Here is a 17,904-nt window from a genome sequence, read left to right on the forward strand (position 1 = left end):
CGCTTTCCTCTCGGTCCTCACAAGGAGTTAGTCATGAAAAACGTCAAAACCAGTGCGATCTGGTTAGTGGTGGCGTTAATCGGCGCAGGCGCTTTCGCCATGCTGGCCCTCAGCCGCGGCGAACACGTCAACGCAGTCTGGCTGGTGATAGCCGCTGTCGCCTGTTACAGCATCGCTTATCGCTTCTACAGCCTGTTTATTGCCCGCAATATTTTTGAACTGGACGACCGCCGGATGACGCCTGCCGAGCGGCTGAGCGACGGGCTCGATTATGTCCCGACCAATAAATGGGTGCTGTTTGGCCACCACTTTGCGGCTATCGCCGGTGCCGGCCCGCTGGTGGGTCCGATTCTGGCGGCGCAGATGGGCTTTCTGCCGGGCACCATCTGGATTCTGGTCGGGGTGATGCTGGCGGGTGCGGTACAGGATTTCCTGATCCTGTTTATCTCAACCCGCCGTGATGGCCGTTCACTGGGCGAGATGGCGCGGCAGGAGCTGGGTGCGTTTGCCGGTGTGGTGACCATGCTCGGCGCGCTGGGCGTCATGATCATTATCCTGTCGGCGCTGGCGCTGGTGGTGGTCAAGGCGCTGGCGAACAGCCCATGGGGACTGTTTACCATCGCGGCCACCATTCCGATTGCGCTGTTTATGGGCGTCTACATGCGCTTTATCCGGCCCGGTAAAATCGCCGAAGTGTCACTGATTGGTTTTGTGCTGATGATGGCGGCGATTATCTATGGCGGTGACGTAGCCCAGCACCCTTACTGGGGGCCCTTCTTTACCCTGAAAGGCACCTCACTGACCTGGGTGCTGGTGATCTACGGCTTTATTGCCTCCGTGCTGCCGGTCTGGCTGCTGCTGGCTCCGCGTGACTACCTTTCAACTTTTCTTAAAATCGGCGTAATTGTCGGGCTGGCGGTGGGCATCGTCTTTGCCATGCCAGAGATGAAAATGCCGGCGGTCACCAAATTTATCGACGGCACCGGCCCGGTCTTCTCCGGCGCAATGTTCCCGTTCCTGTTTATTACTATTGCCTGCGGCGCCATCTCCGGCTTCCATGCGCTGGTCTCCAGCGGCACCACGCCAAAACTGGTAGAACGGGAAAGTCACATCCGCTTTATTGGCTATGGCGCGATGCTGATGGAGTCCTTTGTGGCGATCATGGCGCTGATTTGTGCCTCGGTGCTGGATCCGGGCGTCTACTTTGCCATGAACTCCCCGGCGGCGCTGATTGGTACCACCGTTGAAAGCGCCTCTCAGGTGATCAACGGCTGGGGCTTTGTCGTGACGCCAGAAATGCTGAGCGGCATCGCCCGTGACGTGGGTGAAGGCTCGATTCTGTCACGTGCAGGCGGTGCGCCCACCTTCGCCGTGGGGATGGCCCACATCATTACCGAGATCTTTAACAGCCGGGCGATGATGGCATTCTGGTATCACTTCGCCATCCTGTTTGAAGCGCTGTTCATTCTGACAGCCGTCGATGCCGGTACCCGCGCCTGTCGTTTTATGGTGCAGGACCTGGTGGGCACGGTGGTGCCTTCTATGGCGAATAACCGCTCCTGGCTGGGCAATATGGCCGGCACGACCGTGGCGGTCGCGGGCTGGGGCTTCTTTGTCTATCAGGGCGTGGTCGATCCGCTGGGCGGCATTAACACCCTGTGGCCGCTGTTTGGTATCGGCAATCAGATGCTGGCGTCCATGGCGCTGATCCTCGGCACCGTCGTGCTGTTCAAAATGAAAAAGCAGCGTTACGCCTGGGTGACTATCCTGCCGACCATCTGGCTGTTTATCACCTCGATGACTGCCGGCTGGCAGAAAATCTTCCACGAAAAACCGTCTATCGGCTTCCTGGCGCAGGCGAATAAGTTTCGTAAAGGGCTGGATGAAGGGGTGATCATCGCCCCGGCCAAAAGCGTCGCGGATATGCAGACCATCGTGTTCAGCAATCAGATTAACGCCGCGCTGTGTGCCTTTTTTATGCTGGTCGCGGTCACGATGCTCATCTCTGCGTTCTTTGTCATTCGCCGGGCGCTGCGCAGCGATCTTCCTACCACGCATGAGTCAGCTGTAACGCTGCGCAACAAGGAGGTGCGTCATGTCTGATGCTATTCATCAGGCCCACCGTCCGCAGGGCGAGTGGCAGATTATTCGCTGCCAGCCGGCGCCCTCCTCACTTTCCCCGCCGTTTAGCTGGCGGGGATTCTGGCGCGGCCTGCAACAGTGCTTTCGCTTAATGGTCGGGGTGCAGGATTATCAAAAATATCTGCAGCATATGCAGCTGCATCATCCCGATCAGCCGCCGATGAATGAGCGCGATTTCCACCGTTATTGTCTGGATGCCCGCTTCCCCAGCCAGGCGGGCAAACTGGGCAAATGTCCCTGCTGACCGTACTCAACAGCCCCGAATCGCCGGGGCTTTTTTGTGCCATTCTTATCTGGATGGGAAAATATATTCGGTTTGCATCTTGTGCTGGCGTCAGATGATGAATACTGTTGCTAAAATAATGAGATAACGCCTGCAGAGCACTTCCCGGAGGAAGTTTCCATGACCGATGAACAAGGGCAAACGTTGTTGTACACCCTTTTCGGTACAACCAGCCCTCATTGGCGTCTGACCGCGGACAGCGATGCGTTGCATTTTGCCGAAGATGAGTCGTCACAAACTAATATCGCCCTGCCGCTGACCCCCGGCCAGGCCGCCATGATACGTGCGATGCCGGTCATCACCTCAAGCATCAATCTGACTATGACGCTGCAGAGCATTGATGTTCCGATGCATTTTGTCGGACGCAAAGTGAACCAGGCGTCCTGGGCGGGAACCGCTTCTGCCTGGGGCGATACCTCAGCCGTCGCCCGCGACTTAACCCTGGGTCTTTCATTCGCCGAACAGGTGGTTTCTGAAGCTAACTCGGTGATTGTGATCCTCGATCAGCGCGGCAATATTCAGCGTTTTAACCGCCTGAGTGAAGAATATACCGGTCTGAATGAGCATGAGGTTATTGGCCGTAACGTCTTTCAGCTCTTTATGACTAAGCAGGAAGCCTCTCAGTCACGACGCAATATTGCGGGCTTCTTCCGTGACGGCAACTCCTATGAGGTTGAGCGCTGGGTTAAAACCAAAAAAGGTCAGCGACTGTTTCTGTTTCGTAATAAGTTTGTTCACAGCGGCAGTGGCAAAAATGAAATTTTCCTCATCTGTTCTGGCACCGACATAACCGAGGAGCGACGCGCCCAGGAACGTCTCCGGGTGCTGGCAAACACCGATACGGTGACCGGCTTGCCTAATCGCAACGCAATTCATCAACAGATTAGCCTGGCGCTGGAGCGATCTGAGCGCGATGAGACCGGCGTGGTCTACCTCGATCTCGATAATTTCAAAAAAGTGAACGACGCCTACGGTCATATGTTCGGCGATCAGTTACTGCAGGCGGTCTCACTGGCGATTCTCAGCTGTCTGGGCAAAGACCAGACTTTGGGCCGGCTGGGTGGCGATGAATTCGTGGTGCTGGCTGAGCACACCAGCCAGGCTGCGCTGGAGGCGATGTCCTCCCGCATTCTTGAGCGCCTGCGTCAGCCTTTCCGTATCGGACTGATCGAAGTGTACAGCGGTTGCTCTATCGGGATCGCTTTCGCGCCGTTGCATGGTGAAGATCGCGAGAGCCTGATTCGTAATGCTGACACCGCGATGTATCACGCCAAAGAGAACGGTCGCGGCAAGTTCTGCGTCTTTGCAGCAGAGATGAATCAGCGGGTCTTTGAGTACCTGTGGCTGGACACCAATCTGCGTAAGGCGCTGGAACTGGATCATCTGCTGGTGCATTACCAGCCGAAAATCGACAGTGATGGCGAAGTCCGCAGCGCCGAAGCGCTGGTGCGCTGGAACTCACCCGAGCGTGGGCTTGTCTCCCCCGCTGATTTCATTCCCTATGCCGAAGAGTCGGGGCTGATTGTGCCGCTCGGACGCTGGGTCATGCTCAATGTGCTGAAACAGATTATCGCCTGGCGCCAGCAGGGCATTTTTCTGCGCGTCGCCGTCAACGTGTCGGCACGTCAACTGATTGATCAAAGCATCTATACTGACCTGAAACAGGCACTGCATGAGGCGAACATCACCGACTGTCCTATCGATATTGAGCTCACAGAGAGCTGTCTGATAGAGAATGAAGCTGAAGCCCTGCGGCTGATGAAGCAGTTTCAGGAGCTGGGCGCACAGGTTCATCTGGATGACTTTGGCACCGGTTACTCGTCGCTTTCTCAGCTCGCACGTGTGCCGATCAACGCCATCAAGCTTGATCAAAGTTTTATCCGCAATATTAATAAACAGCCGGTTTCACAATCGCTGGTGCGTGCCATCGTCGCCGTCGCCAAGGCGCTCGATTTGCAGGTGATTGCAGAGGGTATTGAGACCCCGGATGAAGAGAAGTTTGTCCTTAATAGTGGTGTCGATGGGCGTCAGGGCTACTATTACGCAAAACCAATGCCCGCGGAACAATTTGGGCATTGGCTGGCTAAGCATCCTGCCCGCGTTTAACGCTAGTTCAGATTAACCCGCTTTACGCAGAGATGCGCTGTGGCGGTTTTGTAACTGTACCAGGCGTTCCATGTAAGCAATATCTTTGGGTTCAATGGTAAAGGCGTAATCGACCCAATCTTCGGTGATATCCATCAGCTCAGCGCGTGACAGTTGCAGCACGCGCTGGCGCGCTTTCAGCATCGCCCGCACGCCGTTGAGTTTAGGTCGTAACGTATCGATAAAGGTACGGGTGGCGCGGTAACTGTCACCAGGCTGGAAGACTTTATCTACCAGTCCGCGCGTTTCATACCACTCTGCGCTGTGGGACTCTCCTTCACAAATCAACTCTTCTGCCAGTTTCATGCCGGAACGACGCGCCACCAGTGAGTAGCCGCCCATGCCGGGAAAGAGGTTAAACGCGATTTCCGGAAAACCCATCCGCGCATTGTTCTGCGCCAGAATAAAGTGATGCGCCAGCGCCGCTTCGAATCCGCCGCCTAATGCACTGCCCTCAATCATCGCCAGCGTCACCGCGCCGGTATCAAAACCCCGCGCTGCCGAATGGATGCAGTCAACGCAGGCACGGGCATAGGCCCGCAGCGCCTCACGCCGGTTATTGCGAATGCACTCGACGAAGAAGCGCAGATCGCCACCGGCGTTAAACATCTGTGGCACCAGAGAGCCGGTAACCCAGAAGTCGATCGGCAGACCGGAACGCTGAGCGGCGTAGCTCAGATTCATGATCTCCTCAATCAGTTCATGGTTGAAGCTCGGACGGGGCTGTGCACGCAACATCATCCACATAGTACGACGCCCTTCTTCGTAATAAGCGACTAACTGCGTGGTGTTGCCGACTTCGGTAAACAATCTGCACGTTGCTTGGTTAATAACTGTCATTGTCTCATCCTCTGTTTATATTTGATGCGTTAAATACGCCACATCAGCGTAATGCAGAGTGAGGCCAGACCAAATGAGAGATTGATTTACAACACAAAATCCAGAGTGATCCCCGACTGGCGCGTCGGGGATTGATTAGGCGGGTTACTTAATAGCGGCACGCTGCTCCACGGCAACATGAAGACGCTTAACGCGTTTTGAATAGATGGCCGTGATGATCGGCACCAGCACGGAGGTCACAATAACGGAAGTCGCCACAAGCGCTGTAGCAGCAGGGGCAATCGGTTTAAACTGCGGCAGCATCTCGGCAATCAGCACTGGCGTCGCCACCGCCGCACCTGCCGTACTGGATGCGGCCACACCAGCTGTGCCATCCCCGCCGCCAATCAGCCGATCGGTCAGAATGAGTGGGATACCTGTGATGATGATCACCGACACGCCCAGCATGATGCCCAGCAGTCCGGTTTCCGCAATGACCCCCAGGTTAATGGTGTTACCCAGAGCAAAAGCGAAGAAAGGAATCAGCGTATGGACGGCTTTTCCGAAGAACTCGCGCAGCTCCGGATCAAGATTCCCTAATGCAAATCCCACTATAAACGGCAGGACTGCCCCGACAAACACGTGCGGCTCGAATGAGGCGATGCCGGCGGTGCCCAGGATAACCATGGTCATTAATGGCCCGGACTCCAGAGACATCAGCACAAACGCACCTGCCTCCTCTTTGGAACCATATTGCTGCATGATTGAGGCATAAAGGCCGCCATTGGTCATATCCATGGCAGCCACCAGCGCCAGCGTCGATAACCCGGCAAACATTCCCACTTCTACGCCATTCTCCGGCATCACCCGTGAGGCAATGGCGGCCACAACCCAGGCAACGGCAATCTTGGTAAGCACCAGCGTGCCCGATTTACGCAGAACCGTTCCGGTGGCGCTGAGTTTTATCGATGCGCCCATGCAGAAAAACCAGACGGCCAGTATAGGCACCGTGCCGGTCATCAGACCGTTGGTGAAAGAACCGAAGTATTTCCCGGCGCCTGGGGAAAACGTATGACAGAGTGCGCCGATAAAAAGCGGAATAAGCATCATACCGCCCGGAATTTTGTCTATTGCACGTTTGATATGCATATGGATGTCACCTTTGCTATGCCAGAGGGTGGAGCAGGAAGTGCCCGAAGGCGATGCAAGCAAAATAGGGACTCAGGAAGTGTAAAACAGTGATCGCCTCGATAAAATGAAACGCTGTTTTAATTTTATTGGTTAGTTGTTTTGATAACTATGATACAGATCGCCATACCAGTCTCAGATGAGACCAAAAAAAACGGGACGCCGTGGCGTCCCGCTCGCTATTTTTGTCCGTACCAGGCGTTCTCGCCATGCTTTCGCAGGTAGTGCAGGTCAAGTAGCGGCTGCTGGATCGGCGGCAGATTAGCGGTTAGCTGCTGACTGAACAGGCCCATATACGCCACCTCCTCCAGTACGACCGCGCTGTGCACAGCGGCGTGGGCATCTTTCCCCCAGGCAAACGGACCGTGGGAGTTGACCAGCACCGCCGGGATCGCCGAGGGTGACAATCCGCGTTGTGCAAAAGTCTCGATAATCACCTCACCGGTGTTCCACTCGTAGTCGCGCTGAATCTCTTCATTGCGCATCGAGCGGGTACAGGGGATCTCACCATAGAAATCATCGGCGTGGGTGGTTCCCCAGGCAGGAATCGGGCGTCCTGCCTGCGCCCAGATGGTCGCATGGCGCGAATGGGTATGAACAATGCCACCGACTTCCGGCCAGGCGAGATAAAGCGCACGATGGGTCGCCGTGTCCGATGAGGGGCGTTTATCGCCTTCCACCACATCGCCACTCGCCAGATCGACCACGACCATGTCGTCACGCTTCATCACTTCATAGCGCACGCCGGAAGGTTTAATCACCAGCAAACCCTGTTCGCGATCAACAGCGCTGACATTGCCCCAGGTGAAGGTCACCAGGTTGTATTTAGGTAGATCCAGATTCGCTTCCAGAACCTGTTGTTTAAGGTGTTCCAGCATGCCTTTTCTCCTGCTGACAATCGTCCCTGAATTTTGCGGAGTCGGACACGAAAGCGTTATGGAGCAAATGGCTATAAACGCAGAAGGAATGGCTGTGAATGCAAAAATGTGTGGTGATTTCAGAATTTTCTATCTTCGTAATTTAACCAGAACGCTTAATATCCTCTCAGGCAATGCGTGGACCTGTAGGGTTTGCATTGTGGCTCACTCGCTACAAACGGTTTGTCCATGGTGATCACATTTCCATGCCGACACGGAGGCGGCAATGATGCGACACAAGCGGGCTGAGGAAATATCGGAGCTATACTAAGAGTGTTGCCTCTGTGAGCACATCAAAGGAGAAGTGTATGACAACAACAATGAAAAGAATCACTGCCGTTGTACTGGCGACCACGTTAGCTGTTGCACTGAGCGGCTGTTCTAACTGGTCTAAGCGTGACCGCAATACCGCCATTGGCGCGGGCGCGGGTGCGATTGGGGGTTCAGTATTGACCAATGGTAGCGCACTCGGCACAGTCGGTGGCGCCGCTGTCGGTGGTATTATCGGTCATCAGGTCCACTAAAGACCTCATTAAAAGAATAATCGGCTACGCTAAGCATCTACATGACAATCGGGCTACTTCAGTAGCCCGATTTTTTATTCAGCCGCCCGCCAGTTTGACCTTCATACCTTTGGCTTCCAGCAGGCTTTTCAGTAAATCGCGTTTATCCCCCTGAATCTCGATGATGCCCTCTTTCACCGAACCCCCGCAGCCGCACTTCTTTTTCAGTTCGGCCGCCAGCAGGGCCAATGCCTCGTCGTCCAGGTCGATACCGGTAATCAGGCAGACGCCTTTTCCCTTGCGACCGCTGGTCTGACGCTGGATACGCACAATACCATCCCCTTTTGGCCGCTCCTTCGCTGGCTCCGGCTGGGTAATGCGCCCGCTGTCGGTTGAGTAAACCAGTGGATTATCCTTCGCCATTATTGGGTCTCCAGACTGTGAAGGATCGCCTGCAGGGTGGCAGCGGGATCGGCGGATTGGGTGATAGGACGCCCGATCACCATGTAGTCGACGCCCGCCTGCTTCGCCTGCTGAGGTGTCATGATGCGGCGCTGATCCCCTGCATCACTACCTGCCGGGCGGATCCCCGGCGTGACGAGTGCAAAGTCCTGGCCCATAACCTGTTTGAAGCGGACAGCTTCATGTGCGGAACAGACCACACCATCCAGTCCGCATGACTGCGTCAGCTGCGCCAGCCGCTCGGCCTGTTCAGCAGGCGAAAGCGTGATGCCCAGCCCTTTGAGATCGCCTGCATCCATGCTGGTCAGTACGGTGACCGCAATCAGCAGCGGCGCATCTTTACCAAAGGGTAGCAGCGCCTCACGCGCCGCGTTCATCATCCGCGCCCCGCCGCTGGCATGAACGTTGACCATCCAGACCCCGAGGTCGGCAGCCGCCGCCACGGCATGAGCGGTCGTATTGGGAATATCGTGAAATTTAAGATCGAGGAAGATTTCAAAGCCGCGCTGCTGCAAAGTTTTAACCAGCGACGGGCCAAATAGCGTGAACATTTCTTTGCCTACTTTAAGGCGGCAACTGCGGGGATCGATCTGGTCGACGAATCGCAGTGCGCTGTCGAGGTCATGATAATCCAGGGCTACCAGAATCGGCGAAGCGGTCACGTTGTGGGGTGAAGGCATGGCATTTCCTCTGCAACAGGCACCCGCAGGCGCAATAGACAAACGGCAAGCATTCTACCTGTGGTGTCTGACCATCACAATCGGCATTGCCCCCTGTCAGGCAATTTATGCACTGTTGCTGAGGTCTGCTGGCAAATCATCCTTATAGTATGTTGTAACTAAATTGAGTTACCGTCACGTTGTCAGTAATGGCCGGTTTACTGGCCGTCGAGGCCGCGAATGGGTTTAACCGAAGACCAGGTGCGGCAGGATGGGCAGTGCCAGTAGAGTGCGTGAGCGGTAAAGCCGCACTTCTGGCAGCGATAGCGCGGCTTGGTGCGAATCTGTTCGCCCACCATGTCGCGCAATACCATCAGGCTCTCTTTCGCGCGGCCATCTTCCGCCTCATGCAGATTCAAATCCATCAGGCGGTGGAACACACGCATGGTAGGATGACGCTGCAACTGACGGCTGATGTAATTCTGGGCCGCGTCGGGTCCCTGCTGCTGCTCCAGGATGTCAGACAGATAGAGTTCCGCAGCCGCACCGGTGTTCTCTTCGACACAGCGCTGCAGGAAATCGGACCAGGCTTCTGGCTGATTGAGCCGCTGGAAACAGGTTTCCAGCATCCCCAGTGTTTCACTCACCAGCTCTTTATCCTGATCCAGCACCCGTTGCAGATGCCCCACCGCTTTGGCGAAATCTTCTTTCTCCATCAGAATACGACCCATCATGATAGAGATGCGTGCGCTATTACGATCGGCCGCCTCGCCTTTCTTCAGCAGGCTCATCGCACGATCCAGATCGTCGCTGCTCATCGCCTGTAACGCCAGTTCACAGTAGAAGTGGGCAATTTCGCCTTTCTGCTTCTCTTTGCCGAGCCTGACCAGCCGTTCTGCGACTTCAATCGCCTGTTGCCAGTCGCTGGTGGCCTGATGGATCAGCAGCAGCTGTTGCAGCGCGCCGACACGAAAGTCAGTTTCATCGGTGAGCTGCTTAAACATATCTTCAGCGCGGTCATATAAGCCCGCCGCCATGTAGTCACGACCCAGCTGTTGCACGGCGAGCAGACGCTGCTCGTAGCTCAGGGAGGCGCTTTCCATTAACGCCTGATGGATACGGATAGCGCGGTCGACTTCCCCGCGCGATCGGAACAGATTACCCAGCGTCAGGTGCGCTTCTACCGTGCCGCTGTCCTCTTTCAGCATATCGAGGAACAGGTCGACCGCTTTGTCCTGCTGATTAGAGAGCAGGAAGTTAACGCCAGCGACATATTCACGAGACAGTCGGTTGGCTTCCTGTTGCTTATCCTGATGCGCGCTGCGACGGCCCATATACCAGCCATACGCCGCCGCCACAGGCAGTAACAGAAACAGCAATTCATGCATCGGAGATTATTCCCGGCCAGCCGGAGAAGATGGCGTGGTCGCCAGGGCAGTACTCTGCTCGATTTGGGTCTGCATACGCTTTATTTTCCGGTTGGCATTCGCCAGGGAAACACGGGTCCGTAACCAGAACAGACCGCAGATAATCCAGCCAAGCACGAAACCTGCGCCAAACAGTGATGCCAGTAAGGTCGAGATGCTGAACTCACCCTGCGCCAGCAGATAGTTAAAAGTAATGACCTGATCGTTATGCGCACCCAGGGTGACGGAAATAATGAAAATGACCAGTACCACTAAAAAAATCAGCAAATATTTCACAGTGCATCCTGTTGTGAGGTTGTCGGGTAGAATTATGCCAAAACTCCAGCAAAAATGCTGCTCCCAGCAGCATCGGGCGAGTCGCTTTTGCGCAGGCCTGTCTAATAATATGGGGTCTTACGGGTCAATTACAATCAGGGCTCCCGCTGGGCCACCTCTTTTTGCTCTTCTGGCGGCAGCGTCAGCGGGCCACAGAAGCGCTGCGCCAGCCAGGTGGCAATGGTGACCAGTAGCCAGGAGAGTACCGTTGCCATCGCCAGATCGCGTGGCCAGTGCATGCCCAGCAGCAGACGACTTGCCATCACGCCGGTGGCCCATATAAAGATTACCACCACGGTTTTATAGTGCCGACGCGGCCAGAGCAGACCCAATGCCAGCAGTGCCCAGCTGGCGGCAAACATCGTATGTCCCGACGGAAAGGCAAAACCCGTTTCAAACGCCCAGTGCCGTTTCAGCCAGCCAGGGATCTGAGTCTCATCGGCAATCAGTGAGGTCACCATTTCGCCACGCTGTTTGCGCTTCAGCTCGTAGAAGGTCTTTTCATCCAGCCCGTGATGCTGTTCCAGCCAGATCACATAGGGACGCGGCTCCTGAATCTGCTCTTTGATAAAGGATTTGGTGTATTGCCCTGCCAGAATGGTGGCGTTCATGATCAGCAGCAGTAAGATGGCCGGTTTCAGGCGAAAGCGCAGGCACCAGAGCATCCAGGCACTCAGCACAATGCTGGTAACAATGCCCCAGGGGTTGGTAACGGTTTCGGTCATCCAGAAGAGACCTTTAAGCAGTGCATTGCTTTCGCCCGGTTGCCAGCGCCAGCCGCTCAGCCAGACCGCAACCGGCATAATGAGCAGCAGCAGCATTCCAAAGGTGGTACGACGTGAAATCTTAAACATCCTCTTCCCTTATCCCGGCGTCAAAAGACAACAATTGCATAACTTTAGCTTAAAAAAGAATAACATAACCATTGCCGATTGGATAATTGTGCTTTATCACTGCAATTGGTATCAGAGATTACCAGCCCGCTCGCGGGTTGTGGCACAATATTGCACGTTTGTCGGGCCACACTGGCCTGTGCACTATCATGATGATAGTGCATCCTCTGAAGGTTCTGGAGAGTCACATGCAGCTTAAACGGGTGGCAGAAGCCAAACTGCCCACGCCATGGGGAGATTTCCTGATGGTTGGTTTTGAAGAACTGGCAACCGGACATGACCACGTTGCACTGGTTTTTGGCGATATTAACGATAACGAGCCGGTCCTGGCGCGCGTTCACTCCGAATGCCTGACTGGCGATGCCCTCTTCAGCCTGCGTTGCGACTGTGGTTTTCAGCTGGAAGCCGCCCTCAATGCCATCGCAGAAGAGGGTCGCGGCGCACTGCTTTATCACCGTCAGGAAGGCCGTAACATCGGTCTGCTGAATAAGATTCGCGCCTATGCGTTGCAGGACAAAGGGTATGACACGGTAGAAGCGAACCATCAGTTGGGCTTTGCCGCCGATGAACGCGACTTCACGCTGTGCGCGGATATGTTCAAACTGCTGGGCGTCAATGAAGTGCGCCTGCTGACCAATAACCCGCGTAAAGTGGAGATCCTCAGCGAAGCCGGGATCAACATTGTTGAACGCGTGCCGCTGGTAGTGGGACGTAATCCGAAGAATGCGCACTATCTGGATACCAAAGCGGAAAAGATGGGGCATCTGTTGCCGAAGTCATAAATAAGCTGGGACACACTGGCATCTGACCCTTAAAGAAGCCAAATCTGAGAGAATCCTGAAGCAACGGATTAGCTCAACGCGCAGGGTGCACGATCAGAAGAGGAAAGCGTCCCGCCGCCCGGATAAAAACGCCGGGAGCGTTTTTGAACAACGCAAAGCGTTGGCCCGGTACGGGCGCACCTCAGGAATAAGGTGCGTAATTGCGCGGGCCGGGCATGTCATGGATGACGGCTTTAGCGTCTTTCCGATCTCACCGTGTTCCCTGTGCAGCCATGGTCTCACAGCGTCTTATTACAGACTTTGTAAACGACATAAAAAAGCCGGGTTTCCCCGGCTTTTTTCAGTCCAGCATATTGCGGATAACATAGTGCAGGATGCCGTCATTGCGGTAATAGGTCAGCTCATTACCGGTATCGATGCGACAGCGGGTGTCCAGCTCTTCCTTACTGCCGTCAGAACGGGTCAGCGTGACTTTAACGCTGCAGCCTGGCGTCAGTGCCTGAAGATTTTCTACGTCAATACTTTCCTCACCGGTCAGTCCCAGGGTTTTGCGGGTCACGCCCTGCGGGAACTCCAGGGGCAGAATGCCCATCCCAATCAGGTTTGAGCGGTGAATACGCTCAAAAGATTCCGCAATCACTACCCTGACGCCCTGCAGACGTGGCCCTTTAGCCGCCCAGTCGCGGCTTGAGCCGGAGCCGTACTCTTTCCCGGCAATCACTGCCAGCGGCACGCCCTCCGCCTGATATTTCATCGCTGCATCATAGATGGCCAGCTGTTCGCCGCTGGGGTAGTGTCGGGTATAACCGCCCTCCACGCCTGGCACCATTTCGTTGCGGATACGGATGTTGGCGAAGGTGCCGCGCATCATCACCTCATGATTACCGCGACGCGAACCATAGGAGTTAAAGTCGGTGCGCTCAACGCCGTGTGACAGCAGATACCGCCCGGCCGGACTTTCCGCTTTAATGCTGCCCGCCGGTGAAATATGGTCAGTGGTGACCGAGTCGCCCAGCAAGGCCAGTACTCGCGCCCCGCGAATATCCTGCACTGGCTTAGGCTCTTTCTCCATATCATCAAAGAAAGGCGACAGACGGATATAAGTCGATCCTTCATCCCAGTCGTAGGTCGCCGCTTCACTGACCTTAATCTCCTGCCACTCTGGTGTGCCGTCGAAGACTTCAGCGTACTCTTTATGGAACATGTCGCTGGTGACCTGCTGCACAGCCGTGGCGATCTCTTCCGGCGACGGCCAGATATCTTTCAGATAGACCGGCTGGCCCTGACGATCGTGGCCCAGCGGCTCGGTCTGCAGGTTGATCTTCATGTTACCCGCCAGCGCGTAGGCCACCACCAGCGGCGGCGACGCCAGCCAGTTGGTTTTAATCAGCGGATGAATACGGCCTTCAAAGTTGCGGTTGCCGGACAGCACAGCACCCACTGTAAGATCGCCTGCTTTAATCGCAGACTCGATTTCATCTTTCAGCGGGCCGGAGTTACCGATACAGGTGGTGCAGCCATAACCAACCAGATTGAAGCCCAGTTCGTCGAGATAGGAGGTCAGTTGCGCGACGGCCAGGTAGTCTGAAACCACTTTAGAACCAGGCGCCAGTGAGGCTTTGACCCACGGCTGACGTTTCAGACCCCGCTCCACCGCTTTCTTCGCCAGTAAACCGGCCGCCATTAAGACGCTGGGGTTGGAGGTGTTAGTACAGGAGGTAATCGCACTGATCACCACCGCACCATCGGTCAGCTTATGCGTCAGCCCGGTATCACTGTCGGTATACTCAACATTTTTATGTGATTTCTGCGCCTGATTCACTTCCAGTTCGTTGCTGGCAGCAAATGCGGCGGGCACATCGCCCAGAGAGACACGATCCTGCGGACGTTTTGGTCCGGCAAGGCTCGATTCTACCTCGTTCATATCCAGCGCCAGGGTGCTGGTAAAACGCGGCTCATCACCGGGATTGCGCCACAGGCCCTGTGCTTTGGCATAAGCTTCCACTAATGCAACCTGTTCGGCATCGCGTCCGGTTAGTGTCATGTAGCTCAGCGTGACATCATCGACCGGGAAGAATCCGCAGGTCGCGCCATATTCCGGTGCCATATTAGCGATGGTCGCGCGGTCTGCCAGCGGCAGATCGGCCAGACCATCACCGTAAAACTCAACGAATTTGCCGACGACACCATGCTTACGCAGCATCTGGGTAACGGTCAACACGAGGTCGGTTGCGGTAATGCCCGCCCGCAGTTTGCCGGTGAGTTTGAAACCCACCACATCCGGGATGAGCATTGAAACAGGCTGACCAAGCATGGCGGCTTCGGCTTCGATTCCCCCTACTCCCCATCCCAGCACGCCAAGCGCGTTGATCATGGTGGTGTGAGAGTCAGTTCCGACCAGCGTATCGGGCCAGGCGTACTCTTCACCATTCAGAGTTTCATGCCAGATCGCCTTGCCGAGATACTCCAGATTCACCTGATGGCAAATACCGGTACCCGGCGGCACGACGCGGAATTTATCAAATGCTTTCTGGCCCCAGCGGAGAAAGACATAGCGCTCATGGTTTCGCTCCATCTCCAGCCGGACGTTCTCTTCAAAGGCGTCATCATCGCCAAAATGATCAACAGTAACCGAGTGGTCGATGACCAGATCAACCGGTGACAACGGATTGACTTTCGCCACATCGCCGCCTAGCCGATTCACGGCTTCTCGCATCGCAGCAAGGTCAACTACCGCCGGCACGCCTGTAAAATCCTGCATCAGTACGCGGGCTGGCCGGTAGGCAATTTCTCGATCGGCATGGGCATCTTTCTGCCAGTCAACCAGCGCCTGGATGTCCTCCGCCGTAACAGAGTCACCATCCTGATAGCGCAATAAATTTTCCAGCAGGACTTTAAGCGATTTTGGCAGGCGATCGATATTGCCAAGGTGTTGAGCAGCATGGGGAAGACTGAAGATGTGATATTTTTTGGTGTCGACCTGCAGTATTTCCTGACTCTGCTCGCGTAGGGTAGACGACATAGCTCCTCCTTTCATTCATGGTCTTTAAACCTTAGAGAGACAAAGGTTTATGTTAAAGATAGACCACAAATTCGTTAACGTTTTGATTACAACACAAATTGCTACAATCGCTCGCAAACGAAAATGCCCCGTGAAGTCACGAGGCATCATAAAAAGGTGTTTTAATTCAAATTACAGGGTTATCCACACCGCCGCAGACCAGAACGCAAAGGAGAATGCATACGCGCTGAGCCAGGACATTTTAATGATATTCATTTGGTTCACTCCTTCGCCGGAATCGGGCGTAAAAGTTTTTGCGGTCGCCTTATAGAGGCGACACCCTTTGGTCGTACAGGATGTGGTGAAGGGCATTTAAACGCCCACCGGAAAATCCGGCTATAAAAGAACAGTGACTATTATATGGTCTGACAACGTTATTTGTTTTTAGGGTCCAGAAATGACTCAATAAAAAGTCGCTGGTTATCACTCAAATCCCACGAATCGGGGATAGACACTTTTTCGTCCTTTGCAAGGGGTTCTTTTCCTTTACAGGAGACCGTCTTGTGCTGACCTGAGGTCAGGGAACGTTTATGACTGAGTGTATTTGCCCACATGGCTTTAGCCCCAGATACGCCAAATCATTAACGCGACAACTACCCAAAACAGCGCAGAGGCAGCGAATACGGTTAACCAGGCTTTGCGACGCGTGTTGCCGGTACGCTCAACCTTGGTGCTTTTTGCCGGGAAACCCGGTTGTACAGTCAGTCGTGTATTCATAGTTTTTGATAATCACTCTCAACAAAATGATTGATAACATCGATTAAGATTTAGGAGGAATCCTAAACGCCTTAAGGCCAAAAATCCAGTTATTTTTATTGAGTAAAACGATTAACGGTATTAATCAATGAGCTCAGATAACGTAAGAAATCATTAATCCCGGAACTAATATTTAATTAAAAGACCCGCTTAAAAATTTGAGTTAATTTAAAAACAGATCCACTTAAAACTATAGAGACAACTTAAGAACCTTATGTTTACTGGCTTCCCACATCGGCTCTTAACTGGAGTATGGGAATAATCCTGGCAAGCCGCAAAGTAACATAGTTAAAAATGTGTTGTAATTCGCATTTAAGAAAGACCGATGGAGAAACATGTGATCAATGTTTCATTTACAAAAAAATCATAAAAACTTTTGATTCTCATTTGGCGCTAAAGCCAGGAGACAAAAAAGGCTGCACCAGGCAGCCTTATGTTTACGCGGGGAGGTTAAATTCTATTTAAACGGCAGTTTGATATCTTTAAACATCGCCTCAATGTCTTCATTGGAGCGCAGCGCAACCGCGGTATCTACCACATCGCGCGTCAGGTGTGGCGCAAAACGTTGGATAAAATCATACATATAGCTGCGCAGGAAGGTGCTGCGGCGGAAACCAATCTTAGTGGTGCTGTTGGTAAAGATATCGGCGGCTTCAATGCGAATCAGGTCAGGATCGGCTACCGGATCCACCGCCATGCTGGCGATAACGCCAACCCCCAGACCTAAGCGGACATAGGTTTTGATCACGTCGGCGTCGGTCGCGGTAAAGACGATGCGTGGCGTTAATCCTGCACGATTGAAGGCCGTATCCAGCTCTGAACGTCCGGTAAAGCCAAAGGTGTAGGTCACCAGCGGATATTCGGCCAGCTCCTCAATGGTGACCTGCCCTTTTCCAGCCAGCGGATGGTCGGCAGTCACCACAATCGCCCGGTTCCAGTGGTAGCACGGCAGCATGATTAAATCGTCATAGAGATGCAGGGCTTCGGTGGCGATGGCAAAATCCGCATTACCTTTGGAGACGGCTTCGGCGATCTGGGTCGGAGAGCCCTGATGCATGTGCAAAGAGACGCGAGGATAGCGCTCAATAAAGCCTTTAATCACCCCAGGCAGCGCGTAGCGAGCCTGAGTGTGCGTGGTTGCGACATAGAGAGAGCCTTTATCAGGCCAGGTGTGTTCACCGGCTACCGATTTTATCGCATCCACTTTGGAGAGAACTTCTCGCGCTATACGGATAATCTCTTCCCCTGCAGGCGTGACCTGGGTGAGATGTTTACCGCTGCGGGCAAAGATTTGCACGCCCAGTTCATCTTCCAGCATGCGCACCTGTTTACTGATGCCGGGTTGAGAGGTGTAGAGACCTTCCGCCGTCGAAGAGACGTTGAGATTGTGATTGACCACTTCAACGATATAGCGCAACTGCTGTAATTTCATATCTATTCCATCCCGGTAAGTTACAGAGTCGCATCCCCGGTTGACGTATAGTCGCGAGGTTAAAAAAGGCTATGCATCAGGAAAGGTCGGAAATGCTATAACAACTATATCAGTTTAAGA

The 17,904-nt window shown here is 54.2% G+C and carries 16 protein-coding genes; 5 read left to right on the top strand and 11 right to left on the bottom strand.

What is annotated here, in order from left to right:
* Positions 1-33 precede the first annotated feature (33 nt).
* From AC0T7J_RS02375 to pdeR, 3 genes are all read left to right on the top strand, one after another.
* Entirely contained in the window at positions 34-2,103 is a 2,070-nt protein-coding gene (locus AC0T7J_RS02375) for a carbon starvation CstA family protein (RefSeq protein ID WP_473791912.1), read from the top strand.
* Entirely contained in the window at positions 2,096-2,386 is a 291-nt protein-coding gene (locus AC0T7J_RS02380) for a YbdD/YjiX family protein (protein ID WP_473791914.1), read from the top strand. Before AC0T7J_RS02375 ends, AC0T7J_RS02380 begins: the two co-directional genes overlap by 8 nt.
* A 159-nt stretch (positions 2,387-2,545) precedes the next feature.
* A complete protein-coding gene (gene pdeR, locus AC0T7J_RS02385) occupies positions 2,546-4,531 on the top strand; it encodes a cyclic di-GMP phosphodiesterase (protein WP_473791916.1) in 1,986 nt (661 codons plus the stop codon).
* A 12-nt stretch (positions 4,532-4,543) separates the two neighbouring features.
* Here pdeR and AC0T7J_RS02390 read toward each other — a convergent pair whose 3' ends face one another.
* The 3 genes from AC0T7J_RS02390 to araD all read right to left on the bottom strand — a co-directional run bounded on the left by AC0T7J_RS02390 (position 4,544) and on the right by araD (position 7,455).
* Positions 4,544-5,410 (bottom strand): crotonase/enoyl-CoA hydratase family protein, encoded by an 867-nt coding sequence (locus tag AC0T7J_RS02390; RefSeq protein ID WP_003853843.1) that lies wholly within the window; start codon positions 5,408-5,410, stop codon positions 4,544-4,546.
* A 144-nt stretch (positions 5,411-5,554) separates the two neighbouring features.
* Entirely contained in the window at positions 5,555-6,538 is a 984-nt protein-coding gene (gene kdgT / locus AC0T7J_RS02395; protein WP_473791918.1) for a 2-keto-3-deoxygluconate transporter, read from the bottom strand.
* Positions 6,539-6,756: 218 nt separating this feature from the next.
* Positions 6,757-7,455, bottom strand: a complete 699-nt coding sequence (gene araD / locus AC0T7J_RS02400; RefSeq protein WP_473791920.1) for an L-ribulose-5-phosphate 4-epimerase — start codon at positions 7,453-7,455, stop codon at positions 6,757-6,759.
* 347 nt (positions 7,456-7,802) lie between these two features.
* Between araD and osmB the strand changes: the two genes are divergently transcribed.
* Positions 7,803-8,018 carry an osmotically-inducible lipoprotein OsmB gene (gene osmB / locus AC0T7J_RS02405; protein WP_003853848.1) on the top strand — a complete coding sequence of 72 codons (216 nt, stop codon included), beginning with the start codon at positions 7,803-7,805 and terminating at the stop codon, positions 8,016-8,018.
* Positions 8,019-8,096: 78 nt separating this feature from the next.
* Here the strand turns inward: osmB and yciH are convergent, their stop codons facing one another.
* From yciH to pgpB, 5 genes are all read right to left on the bottom strand, one after another.
* Positions 8,097-8,420 carry a stress response translation initiation inhibitor YciH gene (gene yciH, locus AC0T7J_RS02410; RefSeq protein WP_473791923.1) on the bottom strand — a complete coding sequence of 108 codons (324 nt, stop codon included), beginning with the start codon at positions 8,418-8,420 and terminating at the stop codon, positions 8,097-8,099.
* On the bottom strand, positions 8,420-9,139 hold the full coding sequence (gene pyrF, locus AC0T7J_RS02415; RefSeq protein WP_473791924.1) for an orotidine-5'-phosphate decarboxylase: 720 nt from the start codon (positions 9,137-9,139) through the stop codon (positions 8,420-8,422). Before pyrF ends, yciH begins: the two co-directional genes overlap by 1 nt.
* Positions 9,140-9,336: 197 nt before the next feature.
* Positions 9,337-10,506, bottom strand: coding sequence for a lipopolysaccharide assembly protein LapB (lapB, locus tag AC0T7J_RS02420; protein WP_473791926.1), 1,170 nt, complete (start codon positions 10,504-10,506; stop codon positions 9,337-9,339).
* A gap of 6 nt (positions 10,507-10,512) precedes the next feature.
* Positions 10,513-10,821 (bottom strand): LapA family protein, encoded by a 309-nt coding sequence (locus tag AC0T7J_RS02425; RefSeq protein WP_010244487.1) that lies wholly within the window; start codon positions 10,819-10,821, stop codon positions 10,513-10,515.
* A 134-nt stretch (positions 10,822-10,955) separates the two neighbouring features.
* A complete protein-coding gene (gene pgpB, locus AC0T7J_RS02430) occupies positions 10,956-11,714 on the bottom strand; it encodes a phosphatidylglycerophosphatase B (protein ID WP_473791928.1) in 759 nt (252 codons plus the stop codon).
* 227 nt (positions 11,715-11,941) lie between these two features.
* Between pgpB and ribA the strand changes: the two genes are divergently transcribed.
* Positions 11,942-12,535 carry a GTP cyclohydrolase II gene (gene ribA, locus AC0T7J_RS02435; RefSeq protein WP_010244482.1) on the top strand — a complete coding sequence of 198 codons (594 nt, stop codon included), beginning with the start codon at positions 11,942-11,944 and terminating at the stop codon, positions 12,533-12,535.
* Positions 12,536-12,875: 340 nt separating this feature from the next.
* On the opposite strand, the gene acnA is transcribed toward ribA, so the two are convergent.
* The 3 genes from acnA to cysB form a co-directional block, all read right to left on the bottom strand.
* Positions 12,876-15,557, bottom strand: a complete 2,682-nt coding sequence (gene acnA / locus AC0T7J_RS02440) for an aconitate hydratase AcnA (protein WP_473791930.1) — start codon at positions 15,555-15,557, stop codon at positions 12,876-12,878.
* 597 nt (positions 15,558-16,154) lie between these two features.
* The gene (locus AC0T7J_RS02445; RefSeq protein ID WP_071778593.1) at positions 16,155-16,313 is read right to left on the bottom strand and encodes a YmiA family putative membrane protein; all 159 of its coding nucleotides are present in this window, start codon (positions 16,311-16,313) and stop codon (positions 16,155-16,157) included.
* Between the two features lie 496 nt (positions 16,314-16,809).
* Positions 16,810-17,784 carry an HTH-type transcriptional regulator CysB gene (gene cysB, locus AC0T7J_RS02450; protein WP_003853865.1) on the bottom strand — a complete coding sequence of 325 codons (975 nt, stop codon included), beginning with the start codon at positions 17,782-17,784 and terminating at the stop codon, positions 16,810-16,812.
* Positions 17,785-17,904 lie beyond the last annotated feature (120 nt).

The sequence above is a fragment of the Pantoea sp. E956-1 genome (genome assembly GCF_982223955.1).

What these genes read in the sequence shown, in the direction of transcription:
- AC0T7J_RS02375 (WP_473791912.1), top strand. Translation starts at nt 34, where the DNA reads ATGAAAAACGTCAAAACCAGTGCGATCTGGTTAGTGGTGGCGTTAATC.
- AC0T7J_RS02380 (WP_473791914.1), top strand. Translation starts at nt 2,096, where the DNA reads ATGTCTGATGCTATTCATCAGGCCCACCGTCCGCAGGGCGAGTGGCAG.
- pdeR (WP_473791916.1), top strand. Translation starts at nt 2,546, where the DNA reads ATGACCGATGAACAAGGGCAAACGTTGTTGTACACCCTTTTCGGTACA.
- AC0T7J_RS02390 (WP_003853843.1), bottom strand. Translation starts at nt 5,410, where the DNA reads ATGACAGTTATTAACCAAGCAACGTGCAGATTGTTTACCGAAGTCGGC.
- kdgT (WP_473791918.1), bottom strand. Translation starts at nt 6,538, where the DNA reads ATGCATATCAAACGTGCAATAGACAAAATTCCGGGCGGTATGATGCTT.
- araD (WP_473791920.1), bottom strand. Translation starts at nt 7,455, where the DNA reads ATGCTGGAACACCTTAAACAACAGGTTCTGGAAGCGAATCTGGATCTA.
- osmB (WP_003853848.1), top strand. Translation starts at nt 7,803, where the DNA reads ATGACAACAACAATGAAAAGAATCACTGCCGTTGTACTGGCGACCACG.
- yciH (WP_473791923.1), bottom strand. Translation starts at nt 8,420, where the DNA reads ATGGCGAAGGATAATCCACTGGTTTACTCAACCGACAGCGGGCGCATT.
- pyrF (WP_473791924.1), bottom strand. Translation starts at nt 9,139, where the DNA reads ATGCCTTCACCCCACAACGTGACCGCTTCGCCGATTCTGGTAGCCCTG.
- lapB (WP_473791926.1), bottom strand. Translation starts at nt 10,506, where the DNA reads ATGCATGAATTGCTGTTTCTGTTACTGCCTGTGGCGGCGGCGTATGGC.
- pgpB (WP_473791928.1), bottom strand. Translation starts at nt 11,714, where the DNA reads ATGTTTAAGATTTCACGTCGTACCACCTTTGGAATGCTGCTGCTGCTC.
- ribA (WP_010244482.1), top strand. Translation starts at nt 11,942, where the DNA reads ATGCAGCTTAAACGGGTGGCAGAAGCCAAACTGCCCACGCCATGGGGA.
- acnA (WP_473791930.1), bottom strand. Translation starts at nt 15,557, where the DNA reads ATGTCGTCTACCCTACGCGAGCAGAGTCAGGAAATACTGCAGGTCGAC.
- AC0T7J_RS02445 (WP_071778593.1), bottom strand. Translation starts at nt 16,313, where the DNA reads ATGAATACACGACTGACTGTACAACCGGGTTTCCCGGCAAAAAGCACC.
- cysB (WP_003853865.1), bottom strand. Translation starts at nt 17,784, where the DNA reads ATGAAATTACAGCAGTTGCGCTATATCGTTGAAGTGGTCAATCACAAT.